Here is a 12964-nt window from a genome sequence, read left to right on the forward strand (position 1 = left end):
TGCGAGCCTCCGTGCGCAGGGTTTGATCCCGCGGTGAGGTGGCTACGCGTGATGTCTGTCTCATGATAGGCCCCGCGATAAGGACGGCACAAATATTGATTAGACCGTTTTTTAGTCATTAAATCTACATAATCTGACCCTTGGTCGAACCTAGGTATTTGCCTGATGTGAGTGCGGTCACCATGGGGCAAGATTGCCTGACAACGTCCCCCGTCGGCGCCCCAGGCCGGCCCGGACCTCCCGCCAAATTTGTCCAGCACTCTCCAATGAAGGAGCAGCCATGACCGAGAACCTGACCCACGTCCGTGAGGTCCTTTCCGACGCCGTGATCGACGACCGTGAGAACGGCGTCATCCGGGCCAAGCGCGAAATTTTCACCGATGAGGATATTTTCGAACTGGAGATGAAGCACATCTTCGAGGGCAACTGGGTTTATCTCGCCCATGAGTCCCAGATCCCCAATGTGGGAGACTACTTCACCACCAACATCGGCCGCACTCCAGTTGTGATCACCCGCGACAAGGACGAGAACCTGAACTGCATCGTCAACGCCTGCTCCCACCGCGGCGCGATGCTGTGCCGCCGCAAGACGGACAACCGCACCACTTTCACCTGCCCGTTTCATGGCTGGACCTTCAAGAACTCCGGTGAGTTGCTGAAGGTCAAGGACTCCCGCAACGCGGGCTACCCTGAGACTTTCAACAAAGAGGGCTCCCACGACCTCACCAAGGTCGCCCGCTTCGAGTCCTACCGCGGTTTCCTCTTTGGTTCCTTGAAGGCGGATGTGCTCCCGCTCGAAGAGCACCTGGGTGACGCCACCAAGGTGATTGACTCCATCGTGGACCAGTCCCCGGAGGGACTCGAAGTGCTGCGCGGCTCATCCACCTACACCTATGACGGCAACTGGAAGGTGCAGGCGGAGAACGGCGCCGACGGCTACCACGTCACCGCCGTGCACTGGAACTACGCTGCCACCACCGCCCGCCGCAGCGCAGGCGACTCCGCAAACAAGACCAAGGCCATGGACGCCGGCAAGTGGGGCAAGGTCAAGGGCGGCTTCTATTCCTACGACCACGGACACCTGCTGCTGTGGCAGGAGTGGACCAACCCCGAGGACCGCCCGCTGTGGGACCGCCGCGAGGAGCTTGTGGCGAAGTACGGCGAGGAGATGGCCAACTTCATGATCAACATCTCGCGGAACCTGTGCCTGTACCCGAATGTCTACATCATGGACCAGTTCTCCTCCCAGATCCGCCACTTCCGCCCCATCTCCGCGGACCAGACCGAGGTCACCATTTACTGCATCGCACCCAAGGGCGAGTCCCAGGAGAACCGCTCCAAGCGCATCCGCCAGTACGAGGACTTCTTCAACGCCACGGGCATGGCAACCCCCGACGACCTTGAAGAGTTCCGATCCTGCAACAAGACGTACTGGGCCACCTCGGCGCCTTGGAACGACATGACGCGCGGGTCCACCCACGAGATCACGGGCCCCGACGAGCAGGCCCGGGCGCTGGGCATGACCAAAGTGATCGCGTCCGGGGTGCGCACGGAGGACGAGGGGCTCTACCCGATCCAGCACGGGTACTGGAAGGAAGTCATGGACCGGGCCCTGGCGGAGGCGGAGCTCTCCGCCGTGGATGCCGTTCCCGTCACGGCCTGACCGCGTCCACGTCGAACCAGAGAAAGTGCGTACCCCATGACCAACCTGACAAAACCTGCTGCGGCGTTCAAGACCGCCGAGGAAATCGCCACGCTCGAAACCGTCCGTGCCTTCCTGTATCGGGAGGCCCGGCTGCTGGATGAGCGCCAATTCGATGACTGGCTCCGGTGCTACCACCCGGACTCCGAGTTCTGGATGCCTGCATGGGACGTCGACGACCGGCTGACCGAGGACCCGCAAAACGAGATCTCACTCATTTACTACGACAACCGCGGAGGCATTGAGGACCGGGTCTTCCGGATCAAGACGGACCGGTCCTCAGCCACCTCACTCCCGGAGCCCCGCACCGGGCACAACATCACAAACATCGAGATCGTGGAGCACGATGGCGACCAGGTGAAGGTGCGCTTCAACTGGTTCACCCTGTACTTCCGCTACAACACAACAGACACGTACTTCGGGACCAGCTTCTACACGATCGATTTGGCCGACGGGGAACCGGTAATCATGAACAAGAAGGTCGTCCTCAAGAACGACTACATCCACCACGTGGTGGACGTCTACATGATCTGACGGCCCCGTGCCGGTGCCGGGCATTTCCCCGGCACCGGCCTTGACCGTTTCAAAAACCGTGCCCGTCGGGCACATCCACACTTTCCCGGGTCGCGACGGCGCGATCCTCAGCCAGGAGGAAATCATGGGCCACAAAGTAGCCCTCAGCTTCGAGGACGGCGTCACCAAAGTCATCAAGGTCGGCGACTACGAGACGGTGATGGACGCCGCGTACAAGGCACGCATCAACATTCCGTCGGACTGTCGTGATGGTGCCTGCGGCACCTGCAAGGCCTTTTGCGATTCCGGTTCCTTCGATCCGGGTGACTACATTGACGACGCCATGACGGAGGAGGAGCTCGAAAAGGGCTACATGCTCACCTGCCAGGCAGTGCCGGAGTCCGATATGGCCATTCAGATCCCTGCCACGTCGGCATCGGCGAAAACGTCGGCCACCACCTTCACTTCCACCGTGAAGGAACTCAGCAAGCACACGGAAACCACGGTCTCCTTCACTTTGGAGGTGGAAAACCGGGAGGGTCTGGCCTTCCTTCCGGGCCAGTATGTCAACCTCAAGGTCCCGGGAACTGACGCGGAGCGCTCCTATTCATTCAGCAGCGGCCCCGAGGTGCACGATGCGTCGTTCATGGTGCGGGTGACACCCCAAGGTGCGATGTCCGAATACCTGCGCGACAGGGCAGCGGTGGGCGACACCATAGAATTCACCGGTCCCTACGGCTCCTTCTTCCTTCGTGAGCCCAAGCGCCCCCTGCTGCTGCTGGCAGGCGGTACCGGTCTGGCCCCGCTCCTGTCCATCCTTGAGAAGCTTTCCGAGAATCCGGCGTCGGTTCCCGTCCATCTGATCTACGGCTTGACCCGCGAGGCGGACATCGTTGGCCTGGACTGGCTGCGGGACTATGAGGCGAAGCTGCCCGGATTCACGTGGGACTACATTGCTTCAGAACCCGGCACTTCTGCTCCAAACACGGGCTACGTCACCCAGATCATTGAGCCCTCGCACCTGTTCGACGGCGATGTTGACATCTATCTTTGCGGGCCGCCTCCTATGGTCAATGCCGTGTCGAAGTGGCTGGACTCCGAGAGCATCAAGCCCGCCAACTTCTACTTCGAGCGTTTTGCGCCGAAGGAGACCACCGGCGGCGACGCGGAGACAGGTGCACCGGCACCCGTGGAGAAGATCGAGGCAGAAGGCGACACCATGAGCCGAAGCGAGGCCGTCTCCTCCCTGGAGACCGGCCGGCTGGATTTCCGCAAGGAGGACAGCTTTGCCCAGCTTGACGCGCGCATGGGCCTCGAGCTCGCAGTGAGCGAGCTGATGCTGGGCCGGCTCAGCCAGGAGCAGCTGCACCAGTTCCGCCGGCTTGCCGAGGCCACCACGCGCTCCGTAACCGGCGGCACCATCCAGGACCCGGATGAGTTCGCGCGGACCAACGAGGAGTTCCACGAATACCTCTTTATGGTCTGCGACAACCCCATGCTGCTCGAGTCCTACCGCAGGCTCGACGTCCACGCGCAGATGGCGGCGGCCTTCGAGGCGGGAACCAGCATCTTCATGCGGGTCACGCAGGACCATCTCGATATCGTTGACGCCTTCGAACGTCAGGACAAGGCGCGGGCGCGGGAGGTCATCATGGCCCATGCACACGACGCCAAGGACACCATGGCCACGGCGATCGATGCCAAGGCCGGCCACTGATGACGCAGCCGTATGCTGGACAGTTCATTACGCCGGGCCGCTATGCCGGCAAGGTAGCTCTTGTGACCGGCTCCGCCCAGGGCATTGGCCAGAAGGTAGCGGAGCGGATCGGGGCCGAGGGCGGCGCCGTTGTGCTGGTGGACCGGTCCGACCTGGTCCACGAGGTGGCGCAAGGGATCGAGGAAGCCGCCCAGGGTTCCGGTTCAGGAGGCTCCGCTACCTCGGTGACCGTTGACCTTGAGACCTTCGCAGGTGCGAAGCGGGCCGTGGAGGCCGCGCTGGCCGCCCACGGCCGGGTGGACGTACTGGTCAACAACGTCGGCGGCACGATTTGGGCCCGCCCGTACGAAGAGTACGACGAGGAGAAGATCGAGAAGGAGATCCGCCGCTCACTCTTTCCCACCCTCTGGACGTGCCGGGCTGTGCTGCCAGCGATGCTGGAACAGGGCTCCGGCACTATCGTCAACGTTTCCTCGGTGGCCACCCGCGGGCTGAACCGGGTGCCCTATGCGGCGGCGAAGGGCGGAGTCAACGCGTTAACGCAGTCGTTGGCAATGGAGGTCGGCGGACGCGGTATCCGCGTAGTCGCAACCGCCCCGGGGGGTACCGAGGCGCCGCCCCGCAAGGTCAAGCGGGGGCCGGAAGCCGAATCCTCCATGGAAAAGGCCTGGTACCAGGTGATCGTCGACCAAACCGTGGATTCTTCCTTCTTCAAGCGCTACGGGACCCTGGATGAACAGGCTGCGCCGATCGTATTCCTTGGATCAGATGAAGCGTCCTACCTCACCGGAACCATCCTTCCAGTTGCTGGCGGGGACCTGGGCTAAGGCCACCGGTGATGGATTCCCGCCGCCAAGGCCGTGCGGTCCGCTCCAGTAGGATTGCGGTCATGACGACGGGCTCCCTCAGCGGTGAAATGGCGGAGGACCTTCCGCTCGTTGGCCGGCGGGGGGTGTTCGAGGAGCTGCTGGAGATTCTCGGCACTGTCCGCAAGGGAAATGTGGGCGCAGTCGTCATCTCCGGGCCGGCGGGCTCCGGGAAGACCGCAGTGCTCGATTTGTTCCTTGAGCACTGCCGCACCGGGGTCCGTGGTGTCCGCGTGCTGTCCGCCATGGGCGACGACTGGGAGGCTCAGTTTGCCCTCGCCGGTTACTCCCAGCTTATGCTCACGACGCCGCTCCGCTCGGCAAAGGACTACGACGGCGGCCCGCCCCCTGGCCCCGTCGCGTCGCTTACGCCGGGCCAAGTGGTCAATTACGCTTTGACTCTCAGCACCCACCTCGAAGGACTGCAGTCGCACGGCACCGCAGTTGTCGCCGTCGACGACGTTCACAAACTCGATACCGAGAGCCTGCGCATCCTCACCTTCGTCATGCGCCGGCTGCACGGAAAGCGGATTCTGTTCCTGCTCACGATCAACCCCGATGACACAACACGGGTCCCCGTAGGTGCCCTGGACTTCCTTTCAGGTCATCAGGTCACCCGTATTCCGCTGGATCCGCTCACACCGCAGCAGGTCCAGCATCTTGCCCGGACGACGCTCGGCCTCGACCTTAGTGCCACGGCGGCCCACGGGCTGGTCCAGCACACCGGCGGAATTGCGCAACCGGTCGTAGAGCTGCTCCACGAGTTACCAGCAGAGACGTGGCAGGCGTGGTTTCCCTCCCTGCCCCCGACCTCCCGGGTGCGCGCCCGGGTGCGCAGCGTCCTGGCGGCGGCGTCTCCCGGGCTGGTTTCTGTGGCAGAGGCTGCATCCGTGCTCGGACGCAGCGCGGGGCTGCCAGAGGTTTCCCAGGTCAGCGGGCTGGAATCGGTCATGGAGGTACTCGACGAGGGGCACCGGGCGGGGTTGTTGGGGCTGACTGTGGATCAGGCCCGTTCTTCCGTTGTGTTCTTTGAACCAGGCACAGCCGAGGCCATCTACGAACAGATCGTCCCCAGCCGGCGCATCGCGCTGCACCGGCTGGCAGCTGAGGCCGTGCAGCCCGAGGGTGAACGTCTGGGCCACCGTGTCTCAGCAACTCCCGGTGCAGACGAGGCCCTTGCCGAGGAGCTGGAGGAGTACGCCCGGGGCCAGGCCCTGCTGGGAGTGTGGCAGGAGGCCTCGACGGCGCTGTTCTCCGCGTCCCGGCTTTCCCAGGAAATCCGATCCCGGAACGACAGGATGTTGAGAGCCGTGGATGCCCTGGTGGGTTCCGGCAACATAGCCCAGGCGCAGATGTGGAGCGCGGCAGTGGACGCCCTGCCATCCTCAACGCTCCGCTCCTCCGTCCTGGGATACCTCTCTACTGTGTCGGGACAAAATGACAGCGCGCAGACGCAGCTGGAGATGGCCTGGCGCACCTGCAACCCAGAGCGTGATCCGGCGGCCGCCGCGCAGGTGGCGCAGCGCTTCGTCCTGCACGGCGTAGCGTCCTGGGACGGCCCGCTGATTACCGGCTGGGCCGAACGGGCTATGGAACTTACGCAGCCGGGAACCCCCGCGCATGTTGAGTCAGAGGCAATCTACGGCTTGGGCCTGTATGCACAGGGCCGGCTTTCGGAGGCGGAGGCCTCCTATCACCGGGCCTTCGCACATGCTGCCGAGAACGCCCAGAAGCAGCGGGTCCAGATGGGTGCCGGCTGGCTGGCATTACGCCTTGACAACGTTGAGTCAGCGTTGGCGAACTTCGAGGCGGCTGCTCCCACTGAGTACCGTGGCGGCTCGATGCGGATTTCCCTGTGGGCCGAGGCGTGGCTGGCGCGGACCCACCTGGTGCTTGGAAACTGGGATGCGGCTGCCGACACCGTGGCGCGCGCATCCGTACGCCTCGAAACCTCGCGAATGCCGCTGATCCGGCCCCTGCTGTACTGGACTGCCGCGGAGCTTTGGTCCATGCGCGGGGACTGGGACCGGGCCCGCTACTACGTTTCGCAAGCAGCGGTGCAGCCGGGGACGTACCGGGCCATGCAGGTGCCGGCAAGCCTTGCCCGTGCCCGCTTCCACGAGGCGCGGGCCGACTACGAAAGTGCTTTGGCTGTGCTGCAGCCGCTGACGGAGCTGGACCCCTGGACTGAGAACCGGGTGTCCTTCTGGCCCTGGCAGGACACCTACGTCAACGCCCTTGTCATGACTGACCAGCTCGACGCTGCTGACTCATTCCTCACCGCTTTTGAACGTGTCCCGCGAGAGCGGGAAGTGGCATCGGATCTAGCGCGGATGGCGTGGGCGAGAGGCCGGCTCGTGGCCGCGCAGGGGGATCCTGACACTGCCAGGGAACACTTCGAGGCGGCCCTGGGCCACCTCCGCGGGCTTAACCGGCCGTACTTGCGGGCCCGGGTCAGCTTTGCCTTCGGCCAGAGCATGCGCCGGGCGGGCAAACGGCGCTTGGCGTCCTCGGTCCTGCGCGTGGCCCGCGACCTGTACGACTCCCTTGGGGCGGCCACCTACGTGGAACGGTGCGACCGTGAGCTCAAAGCAACAGGTCTCGACGTCGGTCACCTGCCCGATCTGGCAGACCCCGTGCTCATGGCGGCCAGCGACCACCGCATTCAGTTAACAGCGCAGGAACGGGCGGTGGCCGAGCTGGTAGCGGCCGGAGCCACCAACAAGGAGGCGGCCCGCGCTCTGTTCGTGGCGGAGAAGACGGTGCAGTATCACCTGACCCGGGTCTACCGGAAGATGGGAGTCCGCTCCCGCAGCGAACTTGCGGCTGCGTTCCGGGCCACGGACTGACCCGGGACACAGCTTGTCCTGATGCAGGCGGTGTAGCTTGACCCGGCGTTTACTTGACGTCGGACGGGTGCTTGGCGAGTGGCACCACCGAGATGTCCATGAAAGGGAACAACGGAAGGTTCTGCAGGATCTCATGAAGTTCGTCGTTCGAATCGACGTCGAAGATTGAGTAGTTGGCGTATTCCCCAACCACCCGCCAGATTTCCGGCCACTTTCCCGAGTGCTGTAACGCCTGCGAGTAGGCCTTCTCCTTGGTCTTGATCTCCGCGGCTTCAGCGGCGGGGAGGTCGGCGGGCAGGTTGACGTCCATGTGGACAAGATATTTCACGGATGTACTTTCGGAGGTTGGGATGTTATCGGTCTGAGCGGTACAGGGAGAGCTTGCCTTCATCAACAGCTGTGCCTACGCCCGGTCCCTCGGGAACACGGATGCGACCGCCGGTGATGGCCAGGGGCTCGGCCAGGAGGTCGTCGGCCATGTCCAGGTAATTGGACAGCTCCGCTGCACGCTTGGCCGTATGGGCGAAGGCGGCGCCGAAGACCACCGAGGCGGCCGTGCCGACCTGAGTGTCGATCTGGTTGCCCATATAGACGTCGATGCCCATACCCTTTGCCATCCCGACGATTTTGGCTGCCTCGGTAAAACCGGACCGTGCCGTCTTAACAGCCAGGAGGTTCGCGCCGCCGGTGAGGATTTCCCGTGCGGCCTCACCTAGATTGGCAGCAGACTCGTCCGCGGCGATGGGGATGGGGGAGTTCGCCACGAGGCGGCGGCGCCCGAGGACTTCGCGGGCGTCGTCGGGCTCCTCCAGGAACTGCAGGCCCAACTCCGCCGTGCGTCGCAGCACTTCGGCGGCCTCGTTGGCGGACCAGCCGCGGTTGGCGTCCATGTAAAGCTCAGCGTCCTCGCCAAGGCCATCCCGCAGTACCCGGGCGGCCTCGATGTCGAGGTGAAGGGGGCGGCGCCCGGTCTTGAGCTTGAACGTGTTGATGCCATAGGTCTCGCGGAACTCCAGCGCCAGTGCCAGCAACTCCTGGGCAGGCTTGAAGCCGAGCATGTGGGAGACCCGGAGCGAGTCGGTGTACCCGCCCAGCAGCTTTGTCACCGGCTGCCCGAGAGTCTTGCCAATGACGTCCCACAGGGCGATATCCACCGCCCCCTTGGCCGTCTGATTGTGGACGGTCCGGTTCAGGATTTCCTGGACTTTCTCGCGGTCAAAGATGTCGACGCCGATCAGCTGCGGTGCAAAAATGTCTTCTACTACCGCGACGATGGACTTCTGCGTCTCCCCATAGGTGTAGGGGCGCGGCGGTGTGTCGGCAGTGCCCACCACCCCGTCGTCGGTGCGGAGCCTGATGAGCACATGGTCCGCCACGTGCACGGATCCGGAGGCGAAGTGCAGGGGGTGGAGATAGGGGATCGAGTAGGGAATCGCCTCAATGGCTGCGATCTTCATGGGCGGGTCAGCCTTTCATCAGTGGGAATTGGCACGGGGCCGGGGTGCGGGGGCAGGCGCCCGGGCTCTGCGGTCGCGGTGTCAACGACTTCGAGGAAATTCTGCAGCAGGGCGGAGGGATGCCCGCGCATCCAGGCGACTGCGAGTTCCACCGCGGGGACGTTTTCAATTTCCCGGTAGACAACGCCTTCGAGTTGGATGGCGCGCACGCTGGACGGCATGACGGCCACCCCGCCCCCTGCGGCCACAAACGCGAGCATCGTGGACGTCTCTCCTACCACCTGGGCGATGCGTGGCCGGAAGCCGGCCTGGCGGCACAAATCTGACGTGGTGCGGTAGAGCACGGATTCCGGAGCATAGGCGATGAAGTCCTGGTCCTGCAGTTCGTGCATGCCCACGTTCCGGTCGACCGCCAGGGCGCTGAACGCGGGAAGCGCGACGACGAGCGGCTCCCTGGCCACAATCCGGTAGTCGATGTCCGGGGAAGCAACGGGGGGGCGCAGCAAGGCGGCGTCCAAAGTACCCTCCCGCAGCCCTGATTCCATGGAAGGTGTGAGCATTTCGCCATGCAGCGCAAGGGACAGTCCGGGTAGGACCTGCTTGGCAAGGCGGGCGATCTGCGGCATGACGCCGTAGGTTGCCGACCCTGAGAAGCCCACCCTCAGGACGCCGGTGGCGCCCTTACCCACTTGAGAGACATCGGCCTGAAGTGTCGCTAGCTCGTTAACGATCTGCCGGCCGCGATCCAGCAGGAGTTGGCCCGCCGCTGTGAGGTCCACCCTCCGCGTAGTGCGGTTGAGCAGGCGGACTCCCAACTGCTCTTCCAACTGGCGGATCTGCTGCGATAGAGGTGGCTGAGCCATGTGCAGGCGCTTGGCCGCGCGGCCGAAGTGCCGCTCCTCGGCAACCGCGATGAAATAGTTCAACTGCCGAATGTCCAACGTGGTGCCGTCCTTCCGCCCGACCGGCCCCGACGGTGCTGCCCTGGGCGCGTTATTGATTCAAATAATAACCATAAAGCGGCCTACTAGTATATTCAGAAGGCGTAATGATGTCAGGGTAGCATCCGTTCGGCCCCCGTGAGTTGCTCAGTGGGAACGCTGTCATTTGCCCGTTCTTCGGCGATCTCCTCGACTTTGTGCCCGGCTTCCTCCAGCTTTCGCTGACGGGGGACCAGGACGGTCACCACAGCGCCGAAAAGTGCCACTGCCCCGTAGATGTAGAAGGCCGTGGACCCGCCGATACCGGCGGCGGCAAGCCAGCCGCCGATGATCGGGCCCAGCACGCCGCCCAGCCGGCCCACGCTGGCGCACCACGCAACGCCGGCCGCCCGGGCATTGGTGGTGAAGTAGTTGGACTGGAACCCGTAAACCAGTACCTGGGTGCCCAGTGTTCCCACGCCCGCAAGGGCGATAAAGGCAAAAAGCAGCGGCAACGGAAAGCTGAAGGTCATGAGCGCCAAGGAAATGGTCGCCAGTGCGAAGGTCGCGGCGATGACCCGCTGGGGTCCGTTCTTATCCGCCAGGCGGGACGCGAGCAACCCGCCCGCCACCGCGCCGAGGTTCAGCGCGAGCGGGAAAAACAGGGAGTACGTCCGGCCGTAGCCGTAGCCCTCCATGATTTTGGGCAACCACGTGTTGAGTCCGTAGGTCAGCAGTAGGCCGGAGAAGGACATCAGGGCCAGCAGAACGGATGCTACGGCGAACTGGCGGGAAAATACGGCTGCAAAGCCGGACTTCTGGGGCGCGGCACCGACCTCCAGGATCACCCGCTCTTCGATGAGCGGGACGCCGGTGCGTTCGGCGGCGGCCAGGGCCTCCTCTTCACGGCCCCGGGTCCACAGCCAGCGCGGCGATTCCGGGAGTTTGCGCCAGGCAAAAGGCAGGAGAATGACCAGAGGCAGGGAACCGATGATGAACAGCCCACGCCAGCCGATGCTGTCGAGGAACAGGATGCCCATGACTGATGCCAGGACGCCGCCTGCCGGGACCCCTGAATACACAATTGCGTTGTAGAACTGCCGCCTTCCCGCGGGTGCGAATTCAGCCATGGTGGCGCCGGCAGTCGCGATAACCACTCCCAGGCCGAGACCGGTAATAAAGCGCAAGGCGCCGAAGGCCGGAACAGTGGTGGCAAAGGCAGTGGCGAACATGCCGACGGAGAACCAGGCGATGCCCAGGAGCATCAGCCGGCGCCGGCCGAAAAAGTCACCAACAGCGCCACAGACCAGTGAGCCCACGAGTACTCCGATGAGTGCCCAGGATCCAAGCAGGCCGGCGGCGACTGCATCAAATGCGCCGATCTGGCTCGGGTCCGCGAGCAGCCCCGGAAGGATGGTGCCGTAAATTACGAGGTCGTATCCGTCAAACAAGAGGGCCGTGCAGATGATGAAGGCGACCCAATTTGCCGTGCGCGCCTCTTTTTTCGGATTTTCGGCTATAACGGCATGCGGTTGTGTCATGGTCCCAAGTCCTCTCTGGGAGAAGTGAAGGCGGAGCTGCGCCGCGAAGGATCTTCGGGGCCGTCCTCCGATTGCTTTCAGCCTGACAGAGGTGTGATGCAAGCCATATGAGGGAAATACCCGGCTTTTCGCCCGGGGGATATTCATATGCTGTGGATCTCAAACGGCCTTTTTAGGGAGGTACGCCCTCGGCAGTCCTGACCGTCTCAGTGCATACGATCTGGATATGGAAGACCGGGGCGGGAACGCTGGTTCTACTACGGACGCATGGGTAGGCTGGCAAAATGATCAAGCCCGCACGCCTTCACTCAGACCTGTCCCGCCTCGGCAGGGAGTCGGACATGTTCCTGGCGACCGTTGAGTCCCTTGTCGACGACGAGATGACCGCTCCCTCGCTGTGCGAGGGGTGGACGCGCGCCGATGTTATCGCCCACGTCGCCTCCAGCGGCCGCGCTTTGGTAAAGCTCATCGACTGGGCCACCACAGGCGAGGAACGTCCCTTGTATGCCTCACGGGACGCCCGCTCCCAAGAGATCGCCGCCTTGGCCGCTCTCCCGCGGAAAGAGCTCGTCGGGGAACTGCGCGAGTCGGCCCGGAACTTTGCCGAGCAGGCACAGCGGCTGGGCGGGGAGCTTGTGGCCCCGGAGGTGCAGCTTAATGGCAAGGCGCTCCCTGCCACGTCCATCGTTGCGCTCCGGATTGCCGAGGTGGTGGTGCATCACCATGACCTAGACACGGCCTGGACTATCGAGGAGGCCGATCCGGACTCGTTGCTGAACGCCCTCGAAGCTGTGGTGCGTTCGCTCCGGGCCAAGGGGGCACCGGGAATGACATTGGTGACCGAGGAGCGTGACGAGTGGGTGATCGGCGACGGCGGTCTGCGCGTGGTGTCCGACCGCGAGGGTCTGCTTCAGTGGCTGGCCCGCGGGGACGCCGAACATATTGACGTGGACGGCCAGGTGCCGGTGCTGCCATCCTGGTGAGCTGACGGGCGCTGGGCACAAGGGCTGACTGGAGCGATCCAGGACGTGGTGGCGGACGGAGTCCAGGTGATGGCCCGGGGGTCCTAACCCGATTCAACGTTGCCTGCCGCTGGCTGGCTGAAATAGGGGTGTGCACATGGTGCACACCGTGGGCTTCGGATTGGTTCGTACTGATGCCGGACTGGGCCGGATTGCGGAGGTCTTCGGGCGAGCGGCGGATATTCAAGTGCTGGAAGCCGGTTCGAGTCCCACCACGGGCACGTGTTTTCCCTGTTCCAGGGCTTGTGGGCCTCTGAGTGTGCACAAACTCTTCACGTATGGGCCCCTGCGGGGGGCCTGGGCTGCCGCGGAGATCTCGGACAGTGGGCCCTCTTAAAATGGGGGTCTACCGAAAGTAGAGATCAGCATGACCGCAT

The 12964-nt window shown here is 63.8% G+C and carries 10 protein-coding genes; 6 read left to right on the forward strand and 4 right to left on the reverse strand.

Annotated elements, in window-relative coordinates:
* Window positions 1-280 precede the first annotated feature (280 nt).
* The 5 genes from benA (at window position 281) to BJQ90_RS06155 (ending at window position 7647) form a co-directional block, all read left to right on the forward strand.
* The gene (benA, locus tag BJQ90_RS06135; protein ID WP_226759416.1) at window positions 281-1663 is read left to right on the forward strand and encodes a benzoate 1,2-dioxygenase large subunit; all 1383 of its coding nucleotides are present in this window, start codon (window positions 281-283) and stop codon (window positions 1661-1663) included.
* A gap of 36 nt (window positions 1664-1699) precedes the next feature.
* Window positions 1700-2236, forward strand: coding sequence for a benzoate 1,2-dioxygenase small subunit (gene benB / locus BJQ90_RS06140; RefSeq protein WP_226759417.1), 537 nt, complete (start codon window positions 1700-1702; stop codon window positions 2234-2236).
* Window positions 2237-2276: 40 nt separating this feature from the next.
* Window positions 2277-3932, forward strand: coding sequence for a benzoate 1,2-dioxygenase electron transfer component BenC (benC, locus tag BJQ90_RS06145; RefSeq protein WP_226759418.1), 1656 nt, complete (start codon window positions 2277-2279; stop codon window positions 3930-3932).
* Entirely contained in the window at window positions 3932-4759 is an 828-nt protein-coding gene (locus BJQ90_RS06150) for a 1,6-dihydroxycyclohexa-2,4-diene-1-carboxylate dehydrogenase (RefSeq protein ID WP_226759419.1), read from the forward strand. The genes benC and BJQ90_RS06150 overlap by 1 nt, the downstream gene beginning before the upstream one ends.
* 62 nt (window positions 4760-4821) lie before the next feature.
* Window positions 4822-7647 carry a LuxR C-terminal-related transcriptional regulator gene (locus tag BJQ90_RS06155; protein ID WP_226759420.1) on the forward strand — a complete coding sequence of 942 codons (2826 nt, stop codon included), beginning with the start codon at window positions 4822-4824 and terminating at the stop codon, window positions 7645-7647.
* Window positions 7648-7696: 49 nt separating this feature from the next.
* On the opposite strand, the gene catC is transcribed toward BJQ90_RS06155, so the two are convergent.
* The 4 genes from catC to BJQ90_RS06175 all read right to left on the reverse strand — a co-directional run bounded on the left by catC (window position 7697) and on the right by BJQ90_RS06175 (window position 11565).
* Window positions 7697-7975: a muconolactone Delta-isomerase gene (catC, locus tag BJQ90_RS06160; RefSeq protein WP_226759421.1), complete on the reverse strand. Its 279-nt coding sequence runs from the start codon at window positions 7973-7975 to the stop codon at window positions 7697-7699.
* A 25-nt stretch (window positions 7976-8000) separates the two neighbouring features.
* Window positions 8001-9104: a mandelate racemase/muconate lactonizing enzyme family protein gene (locus BJQ90_RS06165; RefSeq protein WP_226759422.1), complete on the reverse strand. Its 1104-nt coding sequence runs from the start codon at window positions 9102-9104 to the stop codon at window positions 8001-8003.
* Entirely contained in the window at window positions 9101-10045 is a 945-nt protein-coding gene (locus tag BJQ90_RS06170) for a LysR substrate-binding domain-containing protein (protein ID WP_226759423.1), read from the reverse strand. The genes BJQ90_RS06165 and BJQ90_RS06170 overlap by 4 nt, the downstream gene beginning before the upstream one ends.
* 113 nt (window positions 10046-10158) lie before the next feature.
* On the reverse strand, window positions 10159-11565 hold the full coding sequence (locus BJQ90_RS06175; protein WP_226759424.1) for an MFS transporter: 1407 nt from the start codon (window positions 11563-11565) through the stop codon (window positions 10159-10161).
* Window positions 11566-11849: 284 nt separating this feature from the next.
* On the opposite strand from BJQ90_RS06175, the gene BJQ90_RS06180 reads away from it, so the two are divergent.
* Entirely contained in the window at window positions 11850-12548 is a 699-nt protein-coding gene (locus tag BJQ90_RS06180) for a maleylpyruvate isomerase family mycothiol-dependent enzyme (protein WP_226759425.1), read from the forward strand.
* Window positions 12549-12964 lie beyond the last annotated feature (416 nt).

The sequence above is a fragment of the Arthrobacter sp. SO3 genome (assembly GCF_020532825.1).
Taxonomy (GTDB): domain Bacteria; phylum Actinomycetota; class Actinomycetes; order Actinomycetales; family Micrococcaceae; genus Arthrobacter.

Coding starts and splice junctions, on each gene's coding strand:
- benA (WP_226759416.1), top strand. CDS start 281: ATGACCGAGAACCTGACCCACGTCCGTGAGGTCCTTTCCGACGCCGTG.
- benB (WP_226759417.1), top strand. CDS start 1,700: ATGACCAACCTGACAAAACCTGCTGCGGCGTTCAAGACCGCCGAGGAA.
- BJQ90_RS06150 (WP_226759419.1), top strand. CDS start 3,932: ATGACGCAGCCGTATGCTGGACAGTTCATTACGCCGGGCCGCTATGCC.
- BJQ90_RS06155 (WP_226759420.1), top strand. CDS start 4,822: ATGACGACGGGCTCCCTCAGCGGTGAAATGGCGGAGGACCTTCCGCTC.
- BJQ90_RS06165 (WP_226759422.1), bottom strand. CDS start 9,104: ATGAAGATCGCAGCCATTGAGGCGATTCCCTACTCGATCCCCTATCTC.
- BJQ90_RS06175 (WP_226759424.1), bottom strand. CDS start 11,565: ATGACACAACCGCATGCCGTTATAGCCGAAAATCCGAAAAAAGAGGCG.
- BJQ90_RS06180 (WP_226759425.1), top strand. CDS start 11,850: ATGATCAAGCCCGCACGCCTTCACTCAGACCTGTCCCGCCTCGGCAGG.